At 65.4% G+C, this 26,996-nt stretch carries 24 protein-coding genes; 14 read left to right on the plus strand and 10 right to left on the minus strand.

The annotated features are described in order from the left end of the window. Window positions 1-38 precede the first annotated feature (38 nt). The 4 genes from JN280_RS12520 (at window position 39) to JN280_RS12535 (ending at window position 5,959) form a co-directional block, all read left to right on the plus strand. Complete coding sequence (locus tag JN280_RS12520) at window positions 39-2,690, plus strand: LodA/GoxA family CTQ-dependent oxidase (RefSeq protein ID WP_202312560.1); 2,652 nt, start codon at window positions 39-41, stop codon at window positions 2,688-2,690. Next, window positions 2,687-3,103, plus strand: a complete 417-nt coding sequence (locus JN280_RS12525) for a hypothetical protein (RefSeq protein WP_202312562.1) — start codon at window positions 2,687-2,689, stop codon at window positions 3,101-3,103. Before JN280_RS12520 ends, JN280_RS12525 begins: the two co-directional genes overlap by 4 nt. After that, window positions 3,084-4,244 (plus strand): NAD(P)/FAD-dependent oxidoreductase, encoded by a 1,161-nt coding sequence (locus JN280_RS12530; protein ID WP_202312564.1) that lies wholly within the window; start codon window positions 3,084-3,086, stop codon window positions 4,242-4,244. Before JN280_RS12525 ends, JN280_RS12530 begins: the two co-directional genes overlap by 20 nt. Window positions 4,245-4,642: 398 nt before the next feature. Further along, window positions 4,643-5,959: a tlde1 domain-containing protein gene (locus JN280_RS12535; protein WP_202312566.1), complete on the plus strand. Its 1,317-nt coding sequence runs from the start codon at window positions 4,643-4,645 to the stop codon at window positions 5,957-5,959. Between the two features lie 278 nt (window positions 5,960-6,237). Here the strand turns inward: JN280_RS12535 and irrA (JN280_RS12540) are convergent, their stop codons facing one another. The 3 genes from irrA (JN280_RS12540) to groL form a co-directional block, all read right to left on the minus strand. Beyond that, entirely contained in the window at window positions 6,238-6,627 is a 390-nt protein-coding gene (gene irrA / locus JN280_RS12540) for an iron response transcriptional regulator IrrA (RefSeq protein ID WP_202312568.1), read from the minus strand. Window positions 6,628-6,932: 305 nt separating this feature from the next. Then, window positions 6,933-7,364 carry an iron response transcriptional regulator IrrA gene (gene irrA / locus JN280_RS12545; RefSeq protein WP_202314712.1) on the minus strand — a complete coding sequence of 144 codons (432 nt, stop codon included), beginning with the start codon at window positions 7,362-7,364 and terminating at the stop codon, window positions 6,933-6,935. A gap of 169 nt (window positions 7,365-7,533) precedes the next feature. Next, window positions 7,534-9,174: a chaperonin GroEL gene (gene groL, locus JN280_RS12550; RefSeq protein ID WP_202312570.1), complete on the minus strand. Its 1,641-nt coding sequence runs from the start codon at window positions 9,172-9,174 to the stop codon at window positions 7,534-7,536. A gap of 530 nt (window positions 9,175-9,704) precedes the next feature. Here groL and JN280_RS12555 point away from each other — a divergent pair. From JN280_RS12555 to JN280_RS12590, 9 genes are all read left to right on the plus strand, one after another. Then, complete coding sequence (locus tag JN280_RS12555) at window positions 9,705-10,373, plus strand: carboxypeptidase regulatory-like domain-containing protein (protein ID WP_202314714.1); 669 nt, start codon at window positions 9,705-9,707, stop codon at window positions 10,371-10,373. A 94-nt stretch (window positions 10,374-10,467) separates the two neighbouring features. Continuing rightward, window positions 10,468-11,613, plus strand: a complete 1,146-nt coding sequence (locus JN280_RS12560) for a metallophosphoesterase family protein (RefSeq protein WP_202312572.1) — start codon at window positions 10,468-10,470, stop codon at window positions 11,611-11,613. Window positions 11,614-11,624: 11 nt separating this feature from the next. Further along, the gene (locus JN280_RS12565; protein ID WP_202312574.1) at window positions 11,625-12,080 is read left to right on the plus strand and encodes a c-type cytochrome; all 456 of its coding nucleotides are present in this window, start codon (window positions 11,625-11,627) and stop codon (window positions 12,078-12,080) included. A 114-nt stretch (window positions 12,081-12,194) separates the two neighbouring features. Then, window positions 12,195-13,637 carry a cbb3-type cytochrome c oxidase subunit I gene (locus JN280_RS12570; protein ID WP_202312576.1) on the plus strand — a complete coding sequence of 481 codons (1,443 nt, stop codon included), beginning with the start codon at window positions 12,195-12,197 and terminating at the stop codon, window positions 13,635-13,637. Beyond that, complete coding sequence (locus JN280_RS12575) at window positions 13,634-15,268, plus strand: cbb3-type cytochrome c oxidase subunit II (protein ID WP_202312578.1); 1,635 nt, start codon at window positions 13,634-13,636, stop codon at window positions 15,266-15,268. Before JN280_RS12570 ends, JN280_RS12575 begins: the two co-directional genes overlap by 4 nt. 187 nt (window positions 15,269-15,455) lie before the next feature. Next, on the plus strand, window positions 15,456-15,659 hold the full coding sequence (locus tag JN280_RS12580; RefSeq protein ID WP_202312579.1) for a hypothetical protein: 204 nt from the start codon (window positions 15,456-15,458) through the stop codon (window positions 15,657-15,659). A gap of 133 nt (window positions 15,660-15,792) precedes the next feature. Continuing rightward, window positions 15,793-15,915, plus strand: a complete 123-nt coding sequence (locus tag JN280_RS39990; RefSeq protein ID WP_274609080.1) for a hypothetical protein — start codon at window positions 15,793-15,795, stop codon at window positions 15,913-15,915. 51 nt (window positions 15,916-15,966) lie between these two features. Then, the gene (locus JN280_RS12585) at window positions 15,967-16,716 is read left to right on the plus strand and encodes a sulfite exporter TauE/SafE family protein (protein WP_202312580.1); all 750 of its coding nucleotides are present in this window, start codon (window positions 15,967-15,969) and stop codon (window positions 16,714-16,716) included. Continuing rightward, a complete protein-coding gene (locus JN280_RS12590; protein ID WP_244743266.1) occupies window positions 16,713-18,884 on the plus strand; it encodes a heavy metal translocating P-type ATPase in 2,172 nt (723 codons plus the stop codon). The genes JN280_RS12585 and JN280_RS12590 overlap by 4 nt, the downstream gene beginning before the upstream one ends. 8 nt (window positions 18,885-18,892) lie before the next feature. On the opposite strand, the gene JN280_RS12595 is transcribed toward JN280_RS12590, so the two are convergent. From JN280_RS12595 to JN280_RS12610, 4 genes are read right to left on the minus strand one after another with little or no spacing between them, the layout of a single operon-like run. Next, complete coding sequence (locus JN280_RS12595) at window positions 18,893-20,167, minus strand: NAD(P)/FAD-dependent oxidoreductase (RefSeq protein WP_202312581.1); 1,275 nt, start codon at window positions 20,165-20,167, stop codon at window positions 18,893-18,895. Beyond that, window positions 20,164-20,505, minus strand: a complete 342-nt coding sequence (locus JN280_RS12600) for a c-type cytochrome (protein ID WP_244743268.1) — start codon at window positions 20,503-20,505, stop codon at window positions 20,164-20,166. Before JN280_RS12600 ends, JN280_RS12595 begins: the two co-directional genes overlap by 4 nt. Before the next feature lie 23 nt (window positions 20,506-20,528). Further along, window positions 20,529-20,855 carry a thiosulfate oxidation carrier complex protein SoxZ gene (gene soxZ / locus JN280_RS12605; protein ID WP_244743269.1) on the minus strand — a complete coding sequence of 109 codons (327 nt, stop codon included), beginning with the start codon at window positions 20,853-20,855 and terminating at the stop codon, window positions 20,529-20,531. A gap of 22 nt (window positions 20,856-20,877) precedes the next feature. Beyond that, entirely contained in the window at window positions 20,878-21,330 is a 453-nt protein-coding gene (locus JN280_RS12610) for a thiosulfate oxidation carrier protein SoxY (protein ID WP_202312583.1), read from the minus strand. Window positions 21,331-21,943: 613 nt separating this feature from the next. Here JN280_RS12610 and JN280_RS12615 point away from each other — a divergent pair. Continuing rightward, window positions 21,944-22,867, plus strand: a complete 924-nt coding sequence (locus JN280_RS12615) for an acetamidase/formamidase family protein (RefSeq protein ID WP_202312584.1) — start codon at window positions 21,944-21,946, stop codon at window positions 22,865-22,867. 320 nt (window positions 22,868-23,187) lie between these two features. Here the strand turns inward: JN280_RS12615 and JN280_RS12620 are convergent, their stop codons facing one another. From JN280_RS12620 to JN280_RS12630, 3 genes are read right to left on the minus strand one after another with little or no spacing between them, the layout of a single operon-like run. Next, entirely contained in the window at window positions 23,188-25,440 is a 2,253-nt protein-coding gene (locus JN280_RS12620; protein WP_202312585.1) for a xanthine dehydrogenase family protein molybdopterin-binding subunit, read from the minus strand. Then, the gene (locus JN280_RS12625; RefSeq protein WP_202312587.1) at window positions 25,430-26,485 is read right to left on the minus strand and encodes an FAD binding domain-containing protein; all 1,056 of its coding nucleotides are present in this window, start codon (window positions 26,483-26,485) and stop codon (window positions 25,430-25,432) included. Before JN280_RS12625 ends, JN280_RS12620 begins: the two co-directional genes overlap by 11 nt. Beyond that, window positions 26,482-26,979 carry a (2Fe-2S)-binding protein gene (locus tag JN280_RS12630; protein ID WP_202312589.1) on the minus strand — a complete coding sequence of 166 codons (498 nt, stop codon included), beginning with the start codon at window positions 26,977-26,979 and terminating at the stop codon, window positions 26,482-26,484. The genes JN280_RS12625 and JN280_RS12630 overlap by 4 nt, the downstream gene beginning before the upstream one ends. Window positions 26,980-26,996 lie beyond the last annotated feature (17 nt).

The following is a 26,996-nucleotide window of genomic DNA, read 5'->3' on the forward strand; positions in this document are numbered from 1 at the left end:
CAAGAGAGGCGACCGGCAAGGCAGAGGGGGAAATTCGCATGGCCGAGCCATCCGTTTACCGCATCCACCCCGCAATCGGCATCGCCCGGCTGGGTGACAGCCCCGATGGCTTCTGCATCTCGCCGGAGCGACCAGCGCAGTTGCCCATCGAATGCGACGCCAATGGAAATGCCGCGAAGGACGACGCGCCGGTCAAGCATTTCAAGGACGGGAAGGGCCGGATCAAGCGCCAGGCCGCGCGCTTCCAGATCTTCGTCTATGACGCCGACAACCCCGTGGGCCGCCCCCTGAAGATCGGAGACCAGATCGAGGGCGGCGGCAATCGCGGCAAGCTCGTCGACATTCAATGGCGCGCCCATCTCGCCAACAAGAAGGCGGCATGGTTCACTTTCGACGGGCTGCGCGGAGAGACCGGCTATCCCGACGGCACGCCGCTGCGCAACGCCTCCATCACCGATCCGATCGAGCGGCAAAAGCTGATCATAGATGCCGGTCCGCAGGCCGTCGACTGCACTGCCCGGCGCAAGGCGAGCTTCGGGCGCGACACCAATCCGGCCTATGCCGTCAACTTTCCGCCGGCCGGGATGTCACCCAGGGACATCGACACGCTGGGCGAGATGATGACGGACGACAGCGGACGGCTGCTCGTGCTCGGCGGGCACGGCAACAGCGGCTCGTTCCTTGCCGGCTTTGGCCATCCGCGTATCGAGACCTATGCCAACAGCGACGGCTGGTTCGACGACATCTCCGACGGGCCGGTGATGGCGCGGCTGGTGATGATGGAAGATCGCGTGCAGGCGCTGCGCTACATCGATGTCGAATATCCGGCCTGGGTGCTGGTCGGCTATCCGCGATACGCTCCCGAAGTGCTCGACATGATCACGCTCGAGGACGTGATCGAGGACATGTCGATCCGCGAATTCGCGTATCGCACCGACATGTACGGCACGGCCGGCAGTTTCGAGGCGCCGCCGCGGATCGACCCGACCGATACGCCTGCCCTGCTCCATTGGAAGGCGGGTCCGGTGGAGTGGAATGCGGCCTATCGCCCGTGGTTCTGGCGCGACATCTGGCCGATCCTGTTCCGCGCCGACGAGTTCTCCTATTTCGCCAACATCCTCCAGCTATCCAATTTTCCGCACAACCAGTCCAGCCGGGGCACGTTCGATCCTTATCGCCTGTGCATACCGCCGCGGATCGCACCGCGTGCGCTGGCGCGGAAGGAAGGACGCGCGAAGGACGATCATGTGAGCGCACGGCTGCTCGAGGCCGCGGTCGAGCCGAGCCTGATGCTGATCGATGCGACGCGTGTCCCGGGTGCGGCCGACGCGGCGGTGGTCGGCGATACCGCCTCGGCGCTCAGAAACGCGGCCGCAGCATTTGCCGGTGCGGTCTGCCCGCCCGGCGACGACGAGGCGCCGCAGGCCTATGCCGCGCGGTGGCGCATGGTGTTCGGCGACAATGAAAACGCAGCCGATCCCGCCTATGCAGAGGCGCTCGCGGTATTCGACGCGGCGGTCGCCGACGTGATCGGGCGTATCGCCGCGGCCATGGAGCCACCAGCGAAGCAGGTGCTCGAGCTCGCGCGGCCCTCGTCGCGGCAGGAGCCGGGCGAACCCGACCGCACCCCCGATCCCGACGAGCCGATCGAGGTCGCCCTGCGCCGACTGGCGTTCGAATACCGCTCCGGCCTGCTGCTCGATTGCGCGCTCGCCGCGGCGGCCAAGGACGCGACGACCGATCCCGGCGGGCCCGCGCGGCGTTATCTGTTCGACCTCTTGCGCAAGCCGGGCGAAGAGAACCTGTTTCAACTCGAGGCCAATCCGGCGACACGCACCTATCACCTGCCGCTGATGCCCTTGCTCGCGGGCGACAATCCGATCACCAACAGGACGGTGAGCAAGTTCCTGCGGCTGACCGACACGCAGCTCTTCCTGCTTCGGCAATGGGCGACGGGCATGTTCATCGACGAGGTGGAAGCCGGCTTCGCCCCTGCCATCGATCCGTGGCAGCCCTACAAGGACTGGAACGCGCCGGGCGGGCGCGGGCTCGACCGGGGCGTGTTGTCGAACGGCCTTGGCGGCGCCTTCTGCCCCGGCGGCGAAGTGACCTGGATCATCCGCAACCCGGCGATCTGGCGCGAACCCTACCGGATCAAGTCCGACCCCGACTGGTACAGCTTCGTGCTGACCGCGGCGCAGGAAAATGCCAATCGCTGGGGACCGGGCGTCAGCGAGGAAGACTATTCCGCCTATGCCTCCGACCCCCTGTCGCAAGGCAGCAACCTCGATGTCGGACTGCAGCCAGGCGACCTGACCAAGCTCTGCGGGCTGCCGTGGCAGGCGGATTTCAACGAATGCTCCACCCAGACGATCGACGTCACCTATGAGGAGTGGAACGTCCTTTATCCGGGGAGCGTCGGCAATACGCTGATGGAGCGCGAGCGGCGCGTCTGGGAGACGCTGTGGTGGCCCGCGCACCGGCCGATGCAGGTCTACTATCCCGTCGGCAACGACTTCCAGTTCCGCAGCTGGGCGCGCGGGATTCCGCAGACGCTGGAGGGTGACCTGAAAATGGTGACCGAATGGTCGAAGCTCGGCTTCGTGGTGCGCAATCCCAAGGGCGACCTCGATCAGCCCTCGCCGGGCATCAAATACATCTGCGTGGAAGATTCAGGGGAAGTGACATGACGAACCCGTTTGCCGGCAACTGGGCCTATCGCAGCTTCCTCAACGACGCCGACCTGTCGAAGGCAGCCAATGACCTCTTGTTCGGCGCGGGCACGCTGACGATAGCGGAGGAGTCCACGACGGAGCTGTCGGGAACGATCGGCGGGCCGGGCTGGTCGCTCGAACTGCGAGGGAGCTTCGGCTACGGCGCGCCGATGCAGGTCCGCTTCCAGGGCAAGGGCGTGGTGGGTGGCGAGCAATGGATCTACGACTATATCGGCTGGCTCGTGCCCGTATGGCCGAACAGCACCGACCAGCTCGAAGTGCCCGCGATCGTGGGGTCGGTGATACGCACGATCCCGCATTCGGGCGCCGGCGGCGGCACGAATCCGGCGGGGGTGGTGGCGTCGTTCTATGCGGCCCGGGCGGACTGATGTCGCTGTCGTCGGCGGCGGGCCGGCGGGGGCCGCCGCAGCGCTGGCGATGCGTCGCCACGCGCCGGCCCGGCGCGTGGTGCTGCTCGAGGCGGGACGCCACGACCGGGTGAAACCAGGTGAGATATTGCCGGCAGCCGCGCGCGGGCTGCTGCGCCAGATCGGGGTCCTGGAGCCGTTCCTGGCCGGGGATTTCGTCGAGTGCCGGGCGGTCGTTTCGGCATGGGCCGGCGATGCGCTCGAAGAGCGCAACAGTATTTTCCACGCCCAGGGCGCCGGGTGGCAACTCGACCGGGCACTGTTCGACCGCCTGCTGCTGGAGGCGGCCGCGACGGCAGGCGCCGAGGTGCGGCTGGGCAGCGCGGTGCATTCGGCGGCGCGTGAGGGCCAGGACTGGCAGCTCAAGCTGAGCGATGGGAATGTCGTGGCCGGTACCGTGATCTGGGCGACCGGGCGCAACTGGAAGCTTGCGCGACCACTTGGCGCGAAGCTCCGTGTCCACGGTCAACTCGCGGCATATATCCGCTTCTTCGACCGCGCGCCCGGCGATTGCCGGCTGGTGATCGAGGCACGGCCCGAGGGTTGGTGGTACACCGCCGACCTGCCCAGGCAACGCCGGGTGGTGGCGTGTCTGAGCGATCCCGACCTGGGCGGCGAACTGCGCAACGCGGCATCATGGTACAGGGCATTGGCGGCCACACGGCACATCGCGCCGCTCTTGCCATCTTCCGCGCGAGAAATCGCTTCGCTGGCAAAATCGGCGGGAACTGCAGGGGTCGATCCGGCCGCGGGCGAACGCTGGGTCGCTGCCGGGGACACCTTGTTCGCCGCCGATCCGCTGTCGTCACGCGGCATCACGCATGCGTTGCGCTCGGGCATCCTCGCCGCCTATGCCGTGTCGGACATGCTCGACGGACAAGACGAACTGGCACGCACGCGCTATGCAATGTTCGCAGAGCAGGGTTTTGCCGGCTATGCACCCGCGCTCGCTGCACACTATGCCGCCGCCGCCCGGTGGGACACGGCTTTCTGGCGCCGCCGCCGGCGTCAGGCCGAAGAGGAGCGGAGACCGGTGACGTTTCCGGGATCATCACGCAGCGCGAAGGAGAGTTGGTTCGAGGCGAAGAGCGAGGGTACCTGAAAGGGTCGGAAACAAGACGGCCGACGTGGCACGCCTCGTCGCTTCGTCTGCTCGGACGATGCCCGCCACATCACCCGCACCGAGCTTCATATCGATGACGGCTACGGCCGCAATCTCGTGCGTTGCGACGGCCGGCCGTGATGCCTGCGGGTGGCGAAACGGCAGCCACGACGGTCAAGATTTGTCTCCGACGGTAACAAACCCGCCCAAAAGGCCGGTTTTGGCCCCGAAAACGCCTGCTGCCGGAAAAAGCGCTGTTGCTGGCAAGCAAAATTTAACCATATTTGTCCATCCTTTCCGGGTCACTCGGTAAAGTTGGGGACAATCCAGAAGTCACGCCGCGCCGGCCTTTGGCCGACCGAAGACCTTTGCGGGGCTCGCTGGTTTGATAAGCGTGAATGAGTAAAGTCGTTACTGCAGGGCATATTCGTCGTCTGTTGCGTCCACTGCTGATCACTTGCTTCGGAGCTGCCTTTGCAGGCACGGCTGCATGGTCGGCGGCCGGCATACTGGCGATGGGCAGTTCCTTCGCTCCCGGCTCGGGCCAACTCTTGCCGCGGCCGCAGCTCTATGTGGAGCGGCTGAAGGAACGCCCCTCGAACAAGCAGGCCAGGATCGCCAGCACGCCCAGGCAGGTCATCGCGGCGGGGCAGCCGGTCGTGGCGGCGAGCCTTGTTGCCGGCCCCGCCAAATCAGCCCGCCGAACCGGGCCGACTGCAGGAAAGAATGCCAAGGCGACGCGCTTCGATGCGGTGGTGAAAGAGGCCGCGTTGACCTCGGACAAGCTGGCCGGACTCTTCGAGCGCGCCGCCAGGTCCGATGCGCCCACACCCGAACGTTTCGCGCCGCGGGCCCTCGGCTCGAGCGAAAAGCCGCTCGCCCTGCTGGCCTATGCCGATCCCTCGCCGGGCGGTTCGGCGGGGGCCGCGCTCTCGACCTTGCTTGCGCCGCAATGGGACGAGGACCCGGCAGCGGCGGCCCAGGACCTCGATACCGACTCCGCCGCCCTGCCGTCCGACGGTCCGTTGCCGCAGTTTCGCCCACGTGGCGAGCAGGCTGCAAAGCCTGCCGCCGAGGCGGAAAAACCCGCCGGGAAGCAGGCTGGGGAACAGGCAGCGCCGCAAGCGGCCGAACCCAAGCCGGATGAACCCAGAAAGGCCGACGAGCGCGAGAAGCCGAAACAGCAGAAGCTCGCCTATGCGCGGCCGGACGATCCCTCGCAGACGCGGTCCGGCGGCGGCCTCGGCCGGACGCTGCGCGACATGTTCGGCGGCGGGCCGAAGGCCGGGAACGGCGTGGCCGTCTACGACATCAGCGCCGCCAAGGTCTACATGCCCGACGGCTCGGTGCTCGAGGCACATTCCGGCATCGGCAAGATGGCCGACAATCCACGCTACGCCCATGTCAAGATGAACGGGCCGACCCCTCCGCACACCTACAACCTCAAAATGCGCGAGAAACGCTTCCACGGCGTCGAGGCGATCCGCATGCTGCCGGTGGACGGCAAGAACAAGCACGGGCGCGACGGCTTCCTCACCCACAGCTACCTGCTGCGCGGGGGCCGGGCGGAATCGCATGGCTGCGTCGCCTTCAAGGATTACAATCGCTTCCTGAAGGCCTTCAAGCAGGGCAAGATCAAGCAACTCGTCGTGGTGCCGAGCGGCGGCCGGGGCGCGGCCACGCGCATCGCTTCCTCGAACGGGAAGAGCATTTGACGGGGTGGGCCGTCGACCTCGCTGAGCGGCATTGACGACACAGTCTTGCCGCAGCACATCGGTGAGCGGACCTGAACGAAACGACCGCGCGATCATCCGGGCGGCTGGTGGAAGCGGGGCTTTTGTCCTCCTGTTCGGGAAGCGCCGCCTTGGTGCAAGCCTCCCGGATGCGTTTGGCGTCCAATGCGGGGTACAAATCCGATTTCGTCTTCATTGAGTTCGACGCGGCGCGATCCAGGCCGGCAGACGGCTCCGTGACCGAAATGGCCTGCCGGAAGTCAAGACCGGCGGCGAACGCGCACCAGCAGTTCGACGGCGGTGATCTCCGTGCCCTCGGGAGGTTCCGGCAGGTGCTGGATACCCATGTCGCCGACGAGGTCGATGAGCCGTCCTTCGCCCTCGACGAAGAAGTGATGGTGATCGCTGACGTTGGTGTCGAAATAGGCACGGCCGCTATCGACGGCGACTTCGCGCAGGAGCCCCGCCCGCGTCAATTTGTGCAGGGCGTTGTAGACTGTGGCAAGCGAGACATGGACATCTGCCGCTTCGGCTTCCAAGTGCAAATCCTCGGCCGAAAGGTGGCGATGGCCCTTGCCGAAGAGAAGGCAGCTCAACTGGACGCGCTGGCGCGTGGGGCGCAGGCCCGCCTTGCGCAGTTCCTCCGCCATCCGATCAGGGGTATCCGAAGCTCCAACCGCCGAAGTGCATTCCATCGAGACGCAGCACCTCAATTACAGCGTGTCGCGTGAAAAAGGATCCACGCGACACGCTGTAGGTTCTTGATTTGGCGCATGTCTTTTTCCCGAAACCGGTGTCCACTTTCGGGAGACATGCTTTAGCTGTGCTACTTTATGCGCAATGCTTCAGATAGGCCAGAGCCTTGGGTTGTTGGCTGCGCAGCAGCCAATCGAAACGGCAGGTTGATAGCGAAGAAAAAGGCGCATCCGGAGAAAAGAGCGCGACGTTGCGATGGTCAGGATCGACGGCGCACCCGCATGATCAATTCCACCGAGGTAATCTCCATGCCCTCGGGAGGCTTTGGCAAACGATCGACCGCAATGTCGGCGACCACGTCGATCAGCCGCCCTTCCCCTTCCACAAAGAAATGATGATGGTCGCTCAGATTGGTGTCGAAATAGGTGCGGCCGTTGTCGAGGACGACTTCGAGCACAAGGCCGGCTTCGGTAAATCGATGCAGCGCGTTGTAGACCGTCGCACGCGACACACGAAAGCCTGCCACCTCGGCTTCCGCATGCAGCTCCTCGACCGAGACGTGGCGGTTGCCCTTGGAATAAAGGACGCGACCCAGGTTGACACGCTGGCGCGTCGGCCGCAGTCCGGCATGGCGCAGTCGCTCCGATACCCAGTCGGCAGGCTTCAAGCTCTCGGCAGGCTCATGTCCCATTGCGATCGAACCTCGCATCTTCGCCCTGCAATGTGCAGATTCGATAGACCAGAAGTATAGCTATCGCAAGACACGCAATAACTCTTCCCTCTGTCATGGCGCTCAGAGGTCGAGAAAGCCTCACGCCTTCCGGGCGAGGAAAGCTATACGGACGTGGCTGACCCTTGGCTCAAAACTCCATGTCGAGGTGATCGTCGTGGTCGTGATGACCGGGAAGCTCCGGCGGTGGCGGGCCGGGAAGCTCGGCCACCATCACTTCCGTGGTGATGAGAAGGCCAGCCACCGAAGCAGCACCCTCAAGCGCCAAGCGCACGGCTCTCGCGGGGTCGATGATGCCCATCGACAACAGATCACCGTATCGGCCCGATTGGGCATCGTAGCCGAAGGCACTGTCGGTGCTCTCGAGAATTCTCGCCACGACAGCGGAGCCGTCTTGCCCGGCATTCGTCGCAATCTGCCGCGCCGGCCAAGTGATCGCATCGCGGACGATCGCGATCCCGGCGTTTTGATCGGCATTGTCGGTCTCGAGATTGCCGATCGCACGGCTTGCCCGCAGCAACGCAACCCCGCCACCCGGCAGCACGCCTTCCTCCAGCGCGGAACGCGTGGCATGTACGGCGTTTCGGATGCGATCCCGCTTCTCCCTGACCTCGATTTCGGTGGCGCCGCCGACCCTTATCACGGCGATGCCGCCGGTCAGCCTGGCCAGCCGCTCTTGCAGCTTCTCGCGGTCATAGTCGGAAGGGTTCTCCTCGAGCTGGGCCCTGAGTTGAACGATGCGGGCATCGACGTCCCCCCTGCCGGCGGCGTCTCCCGCAATGGTCGTATTCTGCTTGTCTACCGTCACCTTTTTGGCGCGGCCCAGAAAGTCGAGCTGCAGTTCTTCGAGCTTCAAGCCGAGTTCGTCCGACAGAACCGTTCCGCCCGTCAGCAGCGCGATGTCCTGCAGAATGGACCTGCGCAGGTCTCCGTAGGCAGGACCTTTCACCGCTGCAACTTTGAGACTGCCGCGTAGCTTGTTGACGATCAGAGCCGCCGAGACCTCGCCTTCGAAGTCGTCAGCGATGATGAGGAGCGGCTTCCCCGTCTGGACTACCTTCTCCAGGAGCGGGAGCAATTCATTTGTATTGGAGAGCTTCTTCTCGCTGAGCAGGACGAGGGCATCCTCCATTTCCACAGCCATCTTCTTTCGGTTGGTGACGAAATGAGGAGAGATGTAGCTGCGGTCGAACTGAATCCCGGCTACGAATTCGAGTTCGGTCCGCAAGGTCGTTCCTTCCTCGACCAGGACGACGCCGCTGTTGCCGACCTTGCCCATGGCGTCGGCGATGATACGCCCCACTTCGATGTCGCCGTTTGCGGCTATGGTGCCGATATGGGCGATGTCGGCGTTCGAAACCACGCTTCTGGCGTTCTTCCCGAGCTCCGCGACAACCGTTTTGACCGCGCGATCGATGCCGCGCTTCATGTCCATGGGATTCATGCCTGCTGCAACGGCCCTGGTGCCGTTCCTCAGGATTGCGCGCGCAAGGACGACGGCGGTCGTAGTGCCGTCGCCGGCCAGATAGGAGGCTCTGATGGCGCTCTCCCGCACCATCCGGACACCCATATTCTCGAACTTGTCGCCGAGTTCGATCTCCCTGGCCACCGACACCCCGTCCTTGGTGATCCTGGCCCCGAAGGATCTGTCGATGGCGACATTCCGGCCCCGCGGCCCCAGCGTGACGCTCACGGCTCCGGCAAGGGTGTCGATGCCACGGAACATCCCCTCGCGAGCCTCGGACGAGAATTTGATCTGCTTGGCTGTCACGAAACTGCTCCCTTTTGAAGGCGGCCCTTGGACAGAACCGTCAGAGGGTCATGCTGCTGCGCGAGCGATATTGTTTCGCCTGAGCCGGTCCCACATGTCGACGATCGCTTCGGCGAGCCAGACGGTTCGGGGAAACCGGCCGACGATCCGCTTCAGGTTCGGCGAGAACCCGATAGCGTCGCTCGAACTGCGGTCGCGCTATCGCTTCGGAAAAGAAGTTTTCGTAGTTCCGATGATGCTGCCGCATATTGCCGCCCGGCTGATCTGCACGGGATCGGTCCGCCGAACCTTCCGCGGGATGGACCGAATCGCGAAGCCCGTAAGGTCCTCCTCCCATGGCCGTCTCTCCTCCCGAAACGTGCCTATCGAGCCCTTGCCGATCTTCCTCGAACACAAGATCGTGTTTTTTAGTTGATTCTAGACTAATTCTAAATATTATCTGTGGCAACGCCCGAAATGACAACGGGAGGAGCGCTGCGATGAGAGCCGCAATTCTCATGGCAGGAGCGCTTGCGTTCGGCGGGGCGGCAATGGTTGACTTGCCCGCGCAAGCCTACGAAATCGGGCCTGTCGAAGGCGGCGGAACGATCGAGGGCACCGTCGTCTATCGCGGCAACGTGCCGACGCAAACGATCATACCCACCAAGGACGTGGAGGTTTGCGGAGAACCGCGCGAGGAACCGCTGATCCGCGTGGGCGAAGGCCAGGCCGTCGAAAGTGCCGTGGTCTATCTGGCCGAAGTCGCCAAGGGCAAGGACTGGCCCGAGTCCGGCAAGAAGCCCGAGCTCGACAATATCAAATGCCGATTCGAACCCCAGGTCCAGGTGATCGCACCCGGAGGCATCGACATCGTCAACAGCGATCCCGTGCTCCACAACACCCACGGCTACTACGGCAAGCGCACTGCGTTCAATCTTGCCTTGCCGAACAAGGGGCAGCGCATTCCGACCGACCTGCCTCGTGTCGGCACGGTCCGCGTCGATTGCGACGCGCATGGCTGGATGGAGGGCTGGATCTACGTGGTGGACAATCCCTACTACGCGGTGACCGGCGCGGACGGCAAGTTCAGCATCACCGACGTGCCGCCGGGCGACTATAAGCTTGTCGCGGTTCAGCCCTTCACCGGGCCGGTCGAGACGCAGGTTACCGTCGCCGGCGGCCAGCCCACGACCTTGGAGGTCGAACTGAAGAAGCAATAAGACTGCCATAAAATGACGCGGCCGAGGGGCTGCGTCCGCCTCGTCTCGGATCGGTGGCTCTTTTGACCGGTCCAATGGGCCAGGAGGAAACCCAATGTCCGACGAGCTTGACCGCCTGCGTCGAGAGATGCACGCAGTGCTGCAGCCGCCCGGAGTGCGCCCGGACGACTCGCTTCAGATCACCAGGCGCACTTTCATCCACAAGTCGCTCCTGTTCGGCGCCGCCACCGTCGGCCAGACGTTCGCATGGTGGCCGTTGCTGAATACGATCGACGTCGCCAACGCCGCCGAGGCGCCGTTCAAATTCGCCTGGATTTCGGACACGCATCTCTATCCGAGATCGCTCAACACGCGCTTCGTCGACAAAACGCTGCGGGCCGCGCAGGAAGTCCAGGCGATGGACCCGCCCGCGGAGTTCCTGATCTTCGGCGGCGACCTCGCCCAGCTCGGCAAGATCGAAGAGCTGGAGCTCGGCGTCGAACTGCTGAAGGACGTCACCATTCCGAAACACTACATCCCCGGCGAGCACGACTGGTACCTCGACATGGGGAAGAAGTGGATGGAACTTTTCGGGGAGAGCAACTGGACCTTCGACCTGAAGGGCGTGCGCTTCATCGGTCTCGACACGGTGAGCCGGGGCCCGGACTACTGGACGGCGAAGAACATGACGCCGGAGGAGCGCATGGGCCATATGGCGACGCTCGACGGCACGGTCGCCGGGCCGTGGGCGGGTGTCGGCCGCGACCAGCTCGACTGGATGGAGAAGACGCTGGCCGACTGGGGCAAGGACCAGCCCGTCATCATCTTCAGCCACAATCCGCTCTACGAATACTATCCGCCGTGGAACTTCTGGGTGCGCGACTGGCGCGAGGTGCACGATGTCCTGAGGCCTTACACCAAGGTCACCAATATCCACGGCCATGTGCATCAGGTGCTTTACAACGAGATCGGCACCATGCGCTCCATCGGCATGCTGGCGACCTCGTGGCCGTGGCCCTATGCCCCGGAAGGTGTGCCCAAGCTGACCAAGCCGATGATACGCGCCGACCCCGGCGATCACTTCGATGGGGTGGGGTGGGAAACCGTGAACGTGACCGCCGACGACAACGTGGACGTCGAGTACATCATGTGGGGCCGCAAGGAGGTCTTCATCCAGTCGCCGGAGGACTACTCCAAGAGCATTTCCGAGGTGATACGCCCGCGCATCGCCGACAACATGTATCCGTTCGCGAATCCATAGGAGGAATGGCCATGTGGACCAATTCAGCATTCCTCTGCCTGCGGCACTGCGCCCTTGCGGGCGCATGCGCGACCGCACTGATGGTGCCGGCCAGCGCAAACAAGGATCCGGTTACGCCGAAGCAATTGAAGGCATACCAGGAAGCCTTCATGGCGGAAGTCAGGAAGGGGGATCTCCTCTTCCATGGTGATGCGGCGACCGCCGAGCAGCTCGGTGTCAAGTTGTCGACCACCGGGTGGGCCTGCGCCATGTGCCATCCGATGGCCGCCGATACCCACCCGCATGCGTTCCCGAAGTTCCAGGTGTCGATGGCCAAGTTCGCAACGCTGCGCGACATGATCAACTGGTGCATCGAGAAGCCCAATCAGGGCGAAAAGATCGATCCGGAATCGGAGGCGATGAAGGCCCTGGAGGCTTACATCTACTGGTCGAACAGCGGCTCGGTGCTGGTGCCCGGCAAGTACTAGGCTTTGGCGCGGGCGAGGCTCGGCCTCGCCCGCGTGACTTCGCGCCCGGTATCGTCCCCTGCCGGGAAGGGGAACAATGCGCGGCGAGACGACCGTGGCATAGGGACAGGTGCCGTGTCGGAGACAGGAACAGTCTTGCGGGGCAGGTTCGAAGGCGTCGACCTTGATGAATTGGTCGACTGGCCGGCGGTTCGAACGTGGCTCTACTGGGGCATGTTCTGGCTCCTCGTCGCGCCGTCGGTGGGCGTGCTGCTGTCGGGCCTCTTCAATTTCCCCGACTATCTCGGCACCCAGCTGGAGACGACGTTCGGCAGATTGCGCCCGGTCCATGTCAATGGCGTTATCTTCGGCGCCTTTTCCTCGCTCTTCATCGGCGAATGCTACTATCTGGTGCCCCGGCTTTGCGGCGTGCGGGTGCCATGGTCGCGGTGGAACGTTCCGCTCGCCTGGGTCTGGAACGTCACGACCGCGGCAGCACTGATCGCGCTGCCGCTGGGCGAGAACCATGGCCTCGAGGCCGGCGAGTTTCCGCTGTTCGCAAAGATCCCGATCTTTCTCGTCGTCGCCGTCGCGACCGCGCAGTTCCTGCTGACCATCGCCAGGCGCCTCGAGCCGCCGCTCTACGTTGCGCTCTGGTACCTCATCGGTGCCTTCGTCTGGACGACGATGAACCTCGTGCTGGGCATCCTCCTGCCTTACATGATCACCGGCATCAACAGCGCCGCCTTCCATGGCCTCTACATTCACTACATCGTCGGGCTGTGGCTGACGCCGGCCGGCTATGTGCTGATCTACTATTTCCTGCCGATCAGCGTGCGCAATCCAATCTACGCCCACAAGCTCTCGCTCGTCGGCTTCTGGTCGCTCGCGCTGTTCTATCCTTTCGTCGGCATACACCACTATCTGTACAGCCCTATCGCCGACTGGGCCGAGACGATCGCGATCGTGACCTCGATGCTGCTGATCATCCCGGTATGGACGGTGCTCGTGAACTTCTTCGGCACGGTGATGGGCCGCTGGGACGGCTTTGGACGGAACCTGCCCGCGAAGTTCCTGATCATGGGCGCGATCATGTATCTTTTCGGGTGCTTCCAGGGATCGACGGAGGCGCTGCGCCAGATTCAGCAGCCGACACATTTCACCGACTTCGTCATTTCGCATTCCCACCTCACCGTATTCGGCACCTTCGTGGTGTGGGCGATGGGCGGACTGCTCTACGTCTGGCCGCGCGCATGCGGACGCGAGCTCTGGTCCTTCAAAATGGGCAACTGGGCCTTCTGGCTGATCACGGCCGGGATCTCCACCATGGGGCTCGGTCTGACCGCCGGCGGCCTGCAACAGGGCTTCCAGTGGATGGCCGGCACGGAATGGCTCGACACGGTGCTTGCGATGCGGCCCTACTGGTTCGTGCGTACCATGGCCGGCATCAGCATGGACATCGGCATGACGCTGCTCGTCATCAATCTGATGCTGACGGCGCTCGCGCGACCGGCCCCGGCCGACGAACGCGTCGGCTTCGGCGTCGCTCCGGTCCCGGCTGGCGGAGCCGCCGAATGAGCGGGCGCTTCGTCACTCTGGTCGCCGGCATCTTCTGTTTCTTCGCGGCCGTGATCATCCAGGGCTTCCTGCCTTTCTTCGAGCCCTCGGCGCGGACCACCCGCGTCAGCTCGGTGGTTCGCACGGATCTCGGCCAGTTGAAATGGATGATCACCGATGCGACCGACTATACGCCCCAGCAGCAGCTTGGTCGCGCCGTCTACCTGCGCGAGGGCTGCTGGTACTGTCATTCGCAATATGTGCGCCCGGTAACCGGCGAGACGCGCCGCTGGGGGCCGGTGACCGAATCCGGTGAATATGCCTTCGACGTGCCGCATCTGTTCGGCACCCGCCGCATCGGCCCTGACCTGATGCGCGTCGGCCTGAAATTCAGCGACGAATGGCACTATGCCCACTTCTGGGATCCGCGAATGCTGTCGCCGGACTCGGTGATGGCGCCCTATCGCGGCCTGTTCGACAGCCAGGATGAGCGGGTGGGGATCGTAGACGACGGGGCCGGCGGCCGCACCTTGCAGAAGACCCCCAGGACCGAGGCACTCTTCGATTTCGCCAGCAAGCAGCAGATCCGGCTGACGCCGAATTCCGACGGGCTGCTGTTCGTGCCGAGAAGAGCCAGCGGCAAGGCGCCGGTCATCCAACTGCCCAACGAGGAATTCGACCTCGACACGGTGCAGATCGCCGCCGAGACGGAAGATCTGGAGGCGCTCGTGGCCTATGTCCAGAAGCTCGGCATGAACCGCGGCAAGTGGCGCGACCTGTTCGAGCCGCAGCAACTCGAGGTCATGGACGCGACGATCCCGCGTTCGGAAGAATGGATCCGTCACGGCAAGCAGGTCTACGAGCGGCGCTGCCTTGGCTGCCACGGCGAAAACGGTGATGGCAACGGGCCCGCGGCGACCTTCATGTTCAACCAGCGCCCGCGCAACTTCAATGTCGCCGTGTTCAAGTTCAGGCTGACGAAGGAGCCTCTGCCGACCGACGGCGACCTGCTGCGCACGATAACCCGGGGCGTGCGTGGAACGGCGATGCCGGCCTGGTACGAACTGCCTCTCAACGATCGTCTCGCCGTGATCCAGTACATCAAATACGAGCTTGCGGTAGACCGGTCCGATCCGGCCAATCCTTATGCATATTTCGTCGAGGAGCCGCCCGGCCCTCCTCTCTACATCGGCAAGCCGCCGGCTCCGTCCCAGCAGATGCTCGATCGGGGCAAGCAGACCTGGCAGGTTGCGAAATGTTGGGAATGCCATGGCCAGGGCGGGAAAGGTGATGGCGAAAAAGCTGCCGGGCTGAAGGACGACCTGGGCTTTGCGATCGTGCCTGCCGACCTCACCAGCGGGCAGTTCAAGTCGGGGCCGGCGGTCGAAGACATCTTCCGCACCATGACGACCGGGCTGAGCGGTACGCCCATGCCTTCCTATCGGGATGCCTTGCCCGAGGAAGACCGGTGGGCGCTCTCCTACTACGTTCTTTCGCTCTCAGCCTACAAGGATCCGCTCACGCTTGAACCCCTGGCGATCGTCGAGGCGCAGCGTGCCGCGCTCAATGACCTCGAGCTGAATGCGGCCACTCCGGCGACCGCTTACGATCCCGGCAGCGCCGGCGCTGCCGGGGAGGGCGGCGGAGGATGATCGGTACGAAAAGGGCTTCGCCAGAAGGACGATCGAACCATGGAAGGCTTTGAGATCACGGGACCCTATGCGAGCGCGATGCTGATGAGCCTCGGCGCGCTTTGCGTCTTTGTCTGGGCCGTTCTCGCGGGGGCATTCCACGGCGCCGACGAGGAAGCCAAGAGGTTCTGTGAAAGGGAGATCGAAAGTGACGAAAACAGATCCCGCGCCGAACAATCCCGATGAACATTCGCCCAGCGACGACCTGGAAGACTATGGCGGCGGCCAGGTGCAGGCGCGACATGGCCGCCTGCCCATCTGGTTGCTCGTGGTCTATGGGGTCATGTTCCTTTGGGGGCTCTACTACGCCTACCAATATTGGGGCGGGATCGGACCGGGGAGGATCGGCTAGTGCAAGGTCAAAAGGAGCGTAAGATGTGGGCAGCCAGACTCGTGTTGGCGGCCGCAGTCCTGAATTTCGTCATTCTGGTCTCCGCCCTTGCCTCGAACGTCCTGCTCGTCGCTTTCTGATCGGGAGGAGCAGCATGCTTGCAGAAACCGCCTTCTCCCTAGCTGATGCGAGCGTCTTCCAGGTGATCGCGTTTTTCGGCGGCGCGGTCCTCCACATCGCCTTTTTCGCGTGGGTGGTGTGGCTCATCCGCCGGTAGCGGGACGGGTCCACGGTCGATCGCTCCCGTCCGCGACAGGACAGTTTGCAGATGACGGCCTACTACCTGGTGATCTTCGGCGCCGGATTCCTGGGCAGCTTTCATTGCATCGGCATGTGCGGCGGCTTCGCCTGCGCCCTCGGCCGCGATCCGCGCGGCGGCGCCGCGACTGTCGCGCGCCACCTTCTCTACAATCTCGGTCGCCTGACGACCTACTGCTTTCTGGGCGCGTTGGCAGGGGCGCTGGGTCAAGCCGTGTGCACGACGTCAGGCGCGCCCGCGTCCTTGCCCTCCGGTCAGTTCGACACCGCGCAGCGGGTTCTTGCCGTCGTCGCCGGACTTCTCATGATCGCCATGGCGTTGCAGTTCTTCGGCTTGCTCCACGGCTTCCGCCGCGTCGCGATGGGTTTTGGCGGGAGTACGCTTGCCATGTCCTTGCGCAGCCTGATTGCGGCCCGGAGCCAGGCGGCCCCGATCGCGCTCGGAGTGTTCAACGGCTTCCTGCCGTGTCCTCTCGTCTATGCCTTCGCAGCCCAGGCGGGCAGCACGGCCGCTCCTCTTTCCGGCTTCCTGGTCATGCTGGCTTTCGGCCTCGGGACGTTTCCGGCGATGCTGACGATGGGCGGTCTGGCGCGCGTCCTGGCGCCGGCGTGGCGGCAGCGTGGAGTCTGGCTGGCCGGCAGCTTCATTCTTGCGCTCGGCGTGATCACGATCTGGCGCGGCGTCGTCTCGTTCGAGGCGCATCCGGATCATCAGGCGCACATCGAAAACGTCGGCCACGCGGAGCCGGATGCCGGATGATGACGTCTGCCGGCGATTTCTGTACCCACTGTCGCCTGCCGCTCGGGCTACGCCCGATGCAGCGAACGCTCGACGGCGAGGCGTGCTCTTTCTGCTGCTACGGCTGCTGCATCGCCTATCAGGTGAAGACCGGAAGGAACGAGGAATTCGAGGCGACGTGGCTCCTGATCCGCCTCGGCGTCGGCGGCTTTCTCTCGATGAACGTCATGCTTGTCAGCCTGGTGATCTATGCGGGCGCCTTCGATGCCGATGCCTGGCTGATCCCGTGGATCCACCTGCTGCTGTGGATCTTCGCGACGCCTGCCCTGGTCATTCTGGGGGAACCGTATCTGCGGGAGACCATCATCAATGCGCGACAGGGACGCCTCACCTCCGCCGCTCTCGTCGTGCTCGGCGTGACCGCTGCCTACGCCTACTCGGTGTTCGCCATGTTCGAGCGGAGCCAGCATGTCTATTTCGATACCGCCACGATGGTGCTGATGCTGTTCACCCTCGGCAGCTACATCGAGGCAGCCGGGCGCGCCAAGGCCGCGCGTGACCTGGAGCCGCTGCTCGCCGCCGAGAGCGAAAGCGCCACGGTCGTCGAAAACGGTATCGAGACGCGCCGCCCCGTGCGCGACATCGGCCCCGGCATGCTGGTTCGGACCATGCCCGGCGAGCGTGTGCCCGTCGACGGCGTCGTTGTCGAGGGTGAGTCTCACACCGATGAGGCGGCCATCACCGGCGAGAGCCGCCGCATCGTCAAGGGCGTCGGCTCGACGGTGATCGCCGGAAGTGTCAACCTCGACGGGCCGCTCCTGATCGAGAGCGCCGCCGCGGGGACCTCGACCCGCTGGGCGGGGATCTGCCATTCGGTCCGCGAGGCGCTGTCCCGTCCCAGCCCGCTGCAGCGGGTCGCCGATCGCGTCGTCGGCATGTCCGTGCCGTTTGTCGTCGTTCTCGGCGGGCTGACGACCGTTTTGTGGGCCCGCTCGCTTCCCTTCGACCAGGCCCTTCTGGCCGGGCTCGCGGTGCTCGTCGTCGCCTGTCCCTGTGCGGTGGGTCTCGCCGCTCCGCTTGCGACCTCGCTCGGCATCGGGCGGCTCGCGCGTAGCGGCTGTCTCGTTCGCGACCCCGCCGCATTGGAGGCGCTGGGCCGTTGTCGGCTGCTTGCATTCGACAAGACGGGGACGCTCACGTCCGGGACCCCTCGCATCGTCGGCGTCGATGCCGACGGGGTGGAGCGCGACGAGGTGCTTGCCCGCGCCGCCGGACTGGAGCGGCATTCCGAACACGGGTTTGCGCGAGCGGTCATGGCCGCGGCCAACCAGAGGGGTCTGGAGCCGGCCAAGGTTCAGGACGTCCGCGTGGTGCCCGGTCGGGGCGTCCTCGGCAGCATCGGCGGCCAAACCGTGGCGGCCGGCAACGGCGCCCTGATGAAGGACATGGGCTGGCAGGCTGGACCCGACTTGGGCGCGCGGGCACAGACGCTCGAGGCCAGCGGCCATTCGTTGATCCAGGTCGGTTGGACAGGGCGCGTTCGTGCCGTGCTGGCGCTCGACGACACCCCCCTTCCCGAAGCGCGTTCGACGATCGGGCAACTGCAAGGCCTCGGGCTGCATGTGGCGATCCTGACCGGCGATCTCGAACAGGCCGGGCGCCGGATCGGCGCCGCGGTCGGCATTGAGGACACTGCGGCCGGGCTGTCGCCCGAGGAAAAGCGCGCCGCGCTCGATCATCTCCGTCAGACCTACCCGGTCGTGGCGATGGTCGGCGACGGCCTGAATGACGGGCTTGCCCTGGCGGAAGCCGACATCGGCATTGCCGTCGGCAGCGCCACCGACCTGGCACGCGAGACGGCTACCGTCCTGTTGCCTTCGGGCGGCCTGTGGATGCTGCCCTGGGTCGTCTCGGTCGCCCGAATGGTCAGGCGGACGGTCATCACCAATCTCGTCTGGGCGTTCGGGTACAATCTGGTCGCCCTGACGCTTGCAGCGCTCGGCTTGCTGCAACCGGTCCTGGCCGCCGCCGTGATGGCAAGTTCCAGCCTTCTCCTGGTCGTCAACTCGCTGAGGCTTTGCCGGCTTCCCGAACCGGTTTCGACCCGGACACGGCAGGCGGACACGGAGCTGGACGGCGTCGGCGCGCTTGTTCCGGCGCTGACCCGTTCTGCGGTGCAAGGCGGATGAGGACGTAATCAGCCGAAGGTGTCGCGGGTGAACGCAGCGTACCAGCCGATTGCGTGGCGCGCCGTTTTCCGGCGAAGTTCGGCGCTTTCGCCAACCTTGCTGACGAAGCTGTCGACGACCTTGATCTTGCCGGTGACCGGATCGGGCCGGAAGTTCAGGGCGTTGGTGAACGCGTCGTCGCGGGCGAGAAACGTGTAGCAGGAGTTGAAGAGGTGGGGAGCAAACTGCCGTGATCCTGCAAGTTCCGCGGCTATCGCGAAGGCGCATGCCTTGGCCTGGCTATTTGCGGAGAAGGCGGATTTCGGCATGTCGCCTCCAATGATGGCGTCGCCGACGAGGTGGATATTTCGCTGCAATGTCGACTCGAACGTCATCGGATCGACCGGGCACCAGCCGGACTTGTCGGCCAAACCCGTCTCGATCGCCAGAGCCCCCGCACGTTGCGGCGGAATGACATTTGCGACCGCAGCCTTGAAAGTCTCCCCTTCTGTGATCACGGATCGGGTACCGACGTCGACTGCTTTTGTCGCGCCGGTGAACTGTGCGGGCAGCCACTCGATCATGCCCGGATAGTGGCGGGACCAGGCTTCCTGAAAGACGTCCTGGGGCTTGAAGGCATCCTTCGCATCGAGAATCAGTATCTTGGACCTCGGCTTGTGCCGCTTGAAATAGTCGGCGACGAGCGATGCCCGTTCGTAGGGACCCGGCGGGCATCGGAAAGGGTCCGGCGGAACCACGATCAGGAAGACCCCGCCGTCCTCCATGCTTTCCAGCTGCCGGCGCAGCAGCACGCTCTGCGGGCCGGCATTCCAGGCGTGCGGCATGACCTCGGTGGCCGCCTCGTCATAACCCTCGATGGCGTCGAGCCTGAAGGAGACGCCCGGGGCGAGGACGAGGCGGTCGTAGGGGAGGCGGCTCCCGCTCTTCAGTTCCACCGTCCTTGCGACGGGATCGATGCCGGTCGCCGCCTCGTGGACGATCATTACACCGGATTTCTCGGCAAGCGACCGATAGCCGTGGGAGAGCGAATCGAGCGTGCGCAAGCCGGCCAGGAAGAGATTGCTGAAGAAGCAGGTGACATAGCGCTCCTTCGGCTCGACCAGGGTGACGTGGATCGGCGGCGCGAGGGCGGCAAGGTATCTGGCGACCGTCGCTCCGCCGATGCCGCCCCCGACCACCACGACGCGAGGCAGAGCCTGGGCCAGGGCCGCTTTCGGATCCGCCGCCGCCAGCAGCCTCGCTCCCGTCAGGCCAACAAACTTGCGTCGCGTCCATCGCGTCATGGCGAACCGGTCCGACCGCTGCTCGTGGCAATGTAGTGTGCGACGCTGGCGAACTCCTCGTCGGTCAGCGACAGCGCGACCGCGTGCATGACATGGCTCGGCGCTTCGCTCGTTCGATAGGCCTTCAGCGCGCGAACGATCGCCTGCTCGTCCAGGCCGACAAGTGTCGGAATTCCCTGCTCGCCTCCGGCCGGGTCATGACACGACGCGCAGGTGGCGGCGATCTGACGCCCTTGTTCGTTCCCGGCTGCGACGTGCGGCGCACCGAGCAGAACGAGGCTCGCCCCAACAAGCGCGCCGACGCGGCTCGCCCGCGCGCCCTGATGATGGAGCCGCAAGTCCTTCGGTCCGGTTCGCACCCTCAACGGACCACCAGATCGTGAGACAATGAAAACACCCTGCCGCCATCTTCTTCCCAGACGAATTCCAAGGGGCCGCTCTCCGTCGCGGTCAGGAAGTACTCGAAGAAGGGATTGGCCGAAACGGCCTCATGAAGATCGACGCTGAACACTTCAGTTTCGAGATAGGTGCAGGCAAATCTGTTGATGATCCTGCGCGGTATGACCGCGCCGTTCTCGTCGAGGCGCAGCCCGGTTTCCATGTCGTGGCTGATGATGGCCCTGACGGAGAAGATTTCCCCCTTCACGGCTGTATCCGGTACGATGACGCGCGGTTTGGGGGCCGTCACGGATCCGTCTCCCTCAGGGGCCTCAGGCGCAGCCATTGCTGGCGACGTCGACCCATGTCCTGGCCGCCAGCAATCTGCCGTCATTCATCTCGGCCACCGCGACGACGTTTTGAGGCTTGGCCAATCGAATGCGCGTCGACACCCGCGCGACGCTGCGCCCCGGCACAAAGTTGAAACCAGCGACTTCGACAATGGGGTTTTCGGGCGCGAAGACGCGTATGCGCCGCACATGATCGTCCCTTGTCATGGGACTGTCCACCCGAAGTTCCATCGGGACCGTATAGCCGGTAGGGAACGTCGCCGGCATGACGAGGTGAACGCTGTCCGACGCGGTGACCACTCCCCCGATTTGCTGCCCGACGAATTCCATCACCTGGTCGGCGTCGGATGCCTCCGCCGGCGCCAGGAACGCGCATGCTAGCACTGCACCGCCCGAGCAGCCGCCTTTCAACACGTCGCGCCTGGTCAGGTCCATTGCTTTTCAGCCTCCAACCCTGACAGACGGCGTTGGGCGTAGCGCCCACTCTCCTGTCAGGCCCGAAGTCTCTAACGCAAATCCATTCTAGACAGGGTCCAGACTACAGACATGCCATTGCGTAGTAAAGGAGAACGGCAATTCTCGGACGCGGGGGCAAGTCTACGTGGCGGACATGATGTGCGGAACCTGCCACGCGGCCGAGAATGTCGAAGTGGTCGGCTAGGTCGAGACGCTGAAGAGCATTCCGGGCCACCCCAATGGCACCTGGCACGATCGAGACGGCGCGGGACGGCAAGACGCTTGGTCAGATCTGCGATCGGCTCAAGGATCCGGCGCGCGGCAAGAACATCGGCGAGATCGTCGAGCGCATGGCGCATGAAGCCTCGCGGGCCGGGGCCGGAACCCGGAAAGGGCAGGGGTGCCCGGCACGCGGGACGTCTTCGGCGAACTCATCCGCCGACGGGCGGCCTTTCCGACGTCTTGACCTGAAAAGGCTCGCTTTCAATCAGGGTCACGGAAAGCGTCCTGGCCTTGCCGCCGACACGTTGGTGAAGCAGCCCGGCGCCGCGCGTGCTTGCGATGCCGCCGCTGCTCGGCTACCCCTTCGGCCATGACGACACATCTTTTCCGCCCATCCGCCTGGCACAATGTCCTGGGCACCCTGCCTCCGGCCCTTGCGGTCGCGTCCGGCGACACCGTGATCACCGAAACCGTCGATGCCCATGGGATCGACAAGGACGGCGTGCAGCGCGCTTCCGAGCCGAACCCGATGAACGGCCCGATCTTCGTGACCGGCGCCGAGCCGGGCGATGCACTGAAGGTCGAGATCCTTCGCATGACGCCGATCCGCGACCATGGCTGGACCCGCGGCTCGCTCGCCGGCAATGTCGTCGACCCGGAATTCGTCCGGCGCCTGCCGCCGCGCGCCAAGGTGAACTGGCGGATCGACCGGCAGGCACTCACGGTCTCGCTCGACCCGGCCGTGCCCGGCCTTGAGGATTTCGTGCTGCCGCTCGAGCCGATGATCGGCTGCTTCGGCGTGGCGCCCGCCCTCGGGCAGGCCTTCTCGACCGCGACCAGCGCCGAGAACGGCGGCAACATGGATTATCGGGGCTTCTGTCCGGGAACGACCGTCTGGTTTCCGGTCGCCGTGCCGGGAGCGCTGTTCTTCCTCGGCGACTGTCACGCCGCGCAGGGCGACGGCGAGATCGTCGGCACCGGCATCGAAACCTGCTTCGAGGTGGAAGTGCGGCTGACGGTGGAAAAGGGCCGCACGCTCGTCTGGCCGCGCGGCGAGAGCGCCACCGACATCTTCTCCGTCGGCAATGCGCGGCCGCTCGAGCAGGCCCTGCAGCACGCCACCACCGATATGTTCGAGTGGCTGACCAGCGACTATGGGCTCTCCCCGGCAGCGACCAGCCACCTCATGGGGCAAGTCGTCCGTTACGACGTCGGCAACGTGTTCGATCCGGCCTATACGATGGTCTGTCGCATCGCGAAGAAATGGCTGCGGGCTCGGGGCAGCAGTCGATGAGCGTTGCCTGCGCGCGCACATCGCAGGAGAACCCCTTGTATGAGGAAATCCTGCTCATCCGACCTCGCTTCGCGAGGCCACCTTCTCCCACAAGGGGCCCACAAGGGGCCCACAAGGGGAGAAGGGAACGCTGCGGCAACGGTTCCGCCAGTCGAGCCGGCAAAGCCAGGCTTCAGCCTTCTCCCTTGTGGGAGAAGGTGGCCGCGCCCACGGGCCTTGCCTCCGGCAAGCCCGAGGACAGGCTCCGCGCGGTCGGATGAGGGGTATCAGGCGCGCAGAGTGGCCGGAGTGCGCGCTCGCCGTCACCTTGCGGGCGTCTTCTAGTTGACCAGGACATCCTCCAGCCGGATCGGGAATCGCCTGACGCGCACGCCGGTCGCGTGCCAGACGGCATTGGCGATGGCGCCCACCGTGCCGGTGATGCCGATCTCGCCGACACCCTTCACGCCGAGCGGGTTGACGTGGGCATCGTGCTCCGGGATCAGGATGGCATCGAGCGACGGTACGTCGGCATTGACCGGCACGTGATATTCGGCGAGGTCGGCATTCATGATCCGGCCCGTCCTGGGGTCCGTGACCGCCTCCTCCTGGAGCGCGAAGGAGACGCCCCAGATCATGCCGCCGAAATACTGGCTGCGGACGAGGCGCGGGTTGATGATGCGGCCCGCGGCGAAGGCCCCGACCAGACGCGTCGCCCTGATCTGGCCGAGGTCGGGATCGACCTTGACCTCGGCGAAGACCGCGCCGTGCGAATACATCGAGTGGGCGGCGGCCACGTCCGGGTCGCGGGCCGCCTTGGCCATGCCGACGACCTCGGGCCGACCCGCGCGCAGCAGGATTTCCGCATAGGTTTCACTGCGCCCTTCATCGTCGCTGCGATGAAGCCGTCCGGAGCGCGCCACGACGCCGACATTGCCGGCGCCGAAGAGCGGCGACCGGGGATCGGCCGTCGCGAGTTCGGCAAGCCTGGCGATCGCATCCTCGCCGGCATTGTGGATGGCAAGGCCCGCGCTGGCGGTGTGCCCGGAGCCGCCGGCAATGCCGCCGTCGGGCAGGCTCGACAGGCCTGAATGCAGTTCGACCTGATCAACGTCGAGCCCGAGCGTCTCCGCCGCGATCTGGGCGAGCGCCGTCCAGGCGCCCTGGCCCATATCCGCGCCGCCTGTTTCCACGAGCGCCGTGCCGTCGGCGCGCACGGTGGCGCGCGCCTCGGCCGGGAAATGCGGGCAAGGGAACACGGCCGTGCCCATGCCCCAACCGACGAGGAACCCGTTGTCGTCGCGCATGCTGCGCGGCTGGAGCGGGCGGTCGGACCAGCCGAAGCGTTTCGCGCCCTCGGCATAGCATTCGCGCAGGGCCTTGGACGAAAACGGCCTGCCGGTGCCCGGCTCAGTCTCGGCGTAGTTGACGAGCCTGAACTCGAGCGGGTCCATGCCGCAGGCCTCGGCCGCCTCGTCCATGGCGACTTCGAGCGCGGCCGATCCGGATGCTTCGCCTGGCGCGCGCATCGGGCCCGGCGTGCCGGCATCGAGCCGCAGGGCTTCATGTTCGGCAAGGATGGCGGGGCTCGCATAAAGCGGAAGCGAGGCATTCGCCGCCGGCTCGATGAACTCGTCGAAGCTGGAGGTGGCGCCGACCGCATGATGGTGAAGCGCAGTCAGGCGCCCCTCTTCATCGGTGCCGATGCGCAACTTCTGCCAGGTACGTCCACGATGCCCGACGGGGCCGTACATCTGTGCCCGCGTGAGGGCCAGCTTGACCGGCCGGCCGAGCATGCGCGCGGCGAGGATGGCGAGGATCTGCGGTCCGTTGAGGATCGCCTTCGAGCCGAAGCCGCCTCCGAGGAAGGGCGAACGGATGAGCACGTTCTCGGCCGGGATGCCGAAATAGGCCCCATAGGCAGCGCAACTCAGCGCCAGCGCCTGGTTGGGCATATCGAGGGTGACATGGTCGCCGTCCCATTGGGCGACCACGGCATGGGGCTCCATCGCGTTGTGATATTGCGCAGGCGTGACATAGTCGGCCTCCGTAACCCTGGCGGCGGCCGCGAGGCCCGCCTCGACGTCGCCATGGCCCGTGCGCGCCGGCGCGCCGATGCCGACCGCAGGCGGCGCGTAGCGATCGCCATTGTCGAGCCCTGTCCGGGCACTTTCGACCTCATATTGTGGACTGAGCAGCGCGGCCCCTTCGGTCGCCGCCTCCAGTGTCTTGGCGATCACCATGGCGATCGGCTGGTTCACATAGCGCACCTTATCGTCCTGGAGCACCTCTACGCGGAAGCCGAAGGGCGGCATCTTTTCGTCCGGATCGTGCGCCAAAGGCGGCCGGTTGGCTGGCGTCAGGACCTCGACGACGCCGGGATGAGCCCTGGCGGCATGGACATCAAGCGCCGTGACCCGGCCGCGCGCGATGCTGCTGACGGCCGTCACGGCGTAGAGCATGCCTTCGGGATGGTTGTCGGCGGCGTAGGTCGCGCGGCCGGTCACCTTGAGCACGCCGTCGCGGCGCGTGATCGGCTGGCCGGCATTGGACCCGTGGCGACGGTATTGGGGAGAAGCGGTATCAGGAGACATGGTTCGATCCGGGAATTGTGGAGAAGGGCGAGGCCGGCAGCGCAGGCATGGCTTCCGGCGTCCCCTCCAGTGCCAGGGACAAGGCGCGCATGACGATGCGGCGCGCCAGTTCGATCTTGAAGGCGTTGTCGCCGGACGGCCTCGCGTCGGCCAAAGCCAGTTCGGCCGCATTCGCGAAGGCGGCCGTTGTCGGCGGCGTGCCGGCCAGCGACGCCTCCGCCTCCGACGCGCGCCAGGGCTTGGCTGCCACGCCGCCGAGCGCGATGCGCGCCTCGCGGATCGTTCCGTTTTCGACATCGAGCGCGGCGGCGGCGGAAACGACGGCGAAGGCATAGGAGGTACGCTCGCGCAGTTTCAGATAGCGCGCATTGCGGGCGAAGACCGCGGCTTCGGCGGGAAGGCGGAGCGCGACGATCAGTTCGCCCGGCGCCAGCGCCGATTCCTGTGGTGCCGCGCCCGGCAGGGAGTGCAGCGCGTCGAGTGGTATCTCCCTGACGCCCCGAGGGCCTTCCAACTCGACCACGGCATCGAGCGCCACGAGCGGCACGCAGAAGTCGGAGGGGTGCGTGGCGATGCAATGCTCGTTCCAGCCGAGCACCGCGTGAAGGCGGTTCTCGCCGCCGCGCGCATCGCAGCCCGACCCCGCTGCGCGCCGGTTGCAGGCGCTGGACAGGTCCTGGAAATAGGCGCAGCGCGTGCGCTGCATCAGGTTGCCGCCCACGGTTGCCGCGTTTCGCAGTTGCGGCGAGGCGCCTGAAAGAAGCGCCTCGGCCACCGCGGGGAAGCTCCGCGCGAAGCGCTCGTCATAGGCGAGGTCCGCATTGCGGACGAGCGCGCCGATGCGCACGCTGCCGTCGTCGAGCCATTCGATGCGATCGAGCCCGGGCAGGCGGGTGATGTCGACGAGCCGCCGCGGCCGCGCCGCGCCGATCTTCATCAGATCGAGCAGATTGGTTCCGGCCGCGAGATAGGCCGATCCCGGCTCGGCCGCCGCGGCAACGGCCTCCGGCACGCTGGCCGGGCGGATATAGTCGAACCGGTTCATGCCGCGTCCCTCCGGCTGCGTTCGGCAATGGTCTTGCGGGCTTCCAGCACCGCTTCTGTGATGCCCTGATAGGCGCCGCAGCGGCAGATGTTGCCGCTCATCAGTTCGCGTATGCGCTCGGGGTCGCCGCCGGCATGGCCCTCCAGGATGAGGCCGACCGCGCTCATGACCTGTCCCGGCGTGCAGTAGCCGCATTGGAAACCGTCATGTTCGATGAAGGCAGCCTGCACCGGATGGAGAGTTTCGCCGTCGGCCAGGCCCTCGATGGTGGTGATTTCGGCCCCGTCGAGGCTTGCGGCGAGCGAGAGGCAAGAGTTGATGCGCCGTCCGTCGACGAGCACGGTGCAGGCGCCGCACTGGCCGCGGTCGCAGCCTTTCTTGGTGCCCGTCAGGACCAGCCGCTCGCGCAACAGGTCGAGCAGCGTCACGCGCGGGTCGTCGAGCACGATGTCGCGGGGCTCACCATTGATGGTGAGGCTGATGGAGAGTGACATGTGGTACCCCATTCAGT

This window comes from Mesorhizobium sp. L-8-10 (genome assembly GCF_016756635.1).
Taxonomy (GTDB): Bacteria; Pseudomonadota; Alphaproteobacteria; order Rhizobiales; family Rhizobiaceae.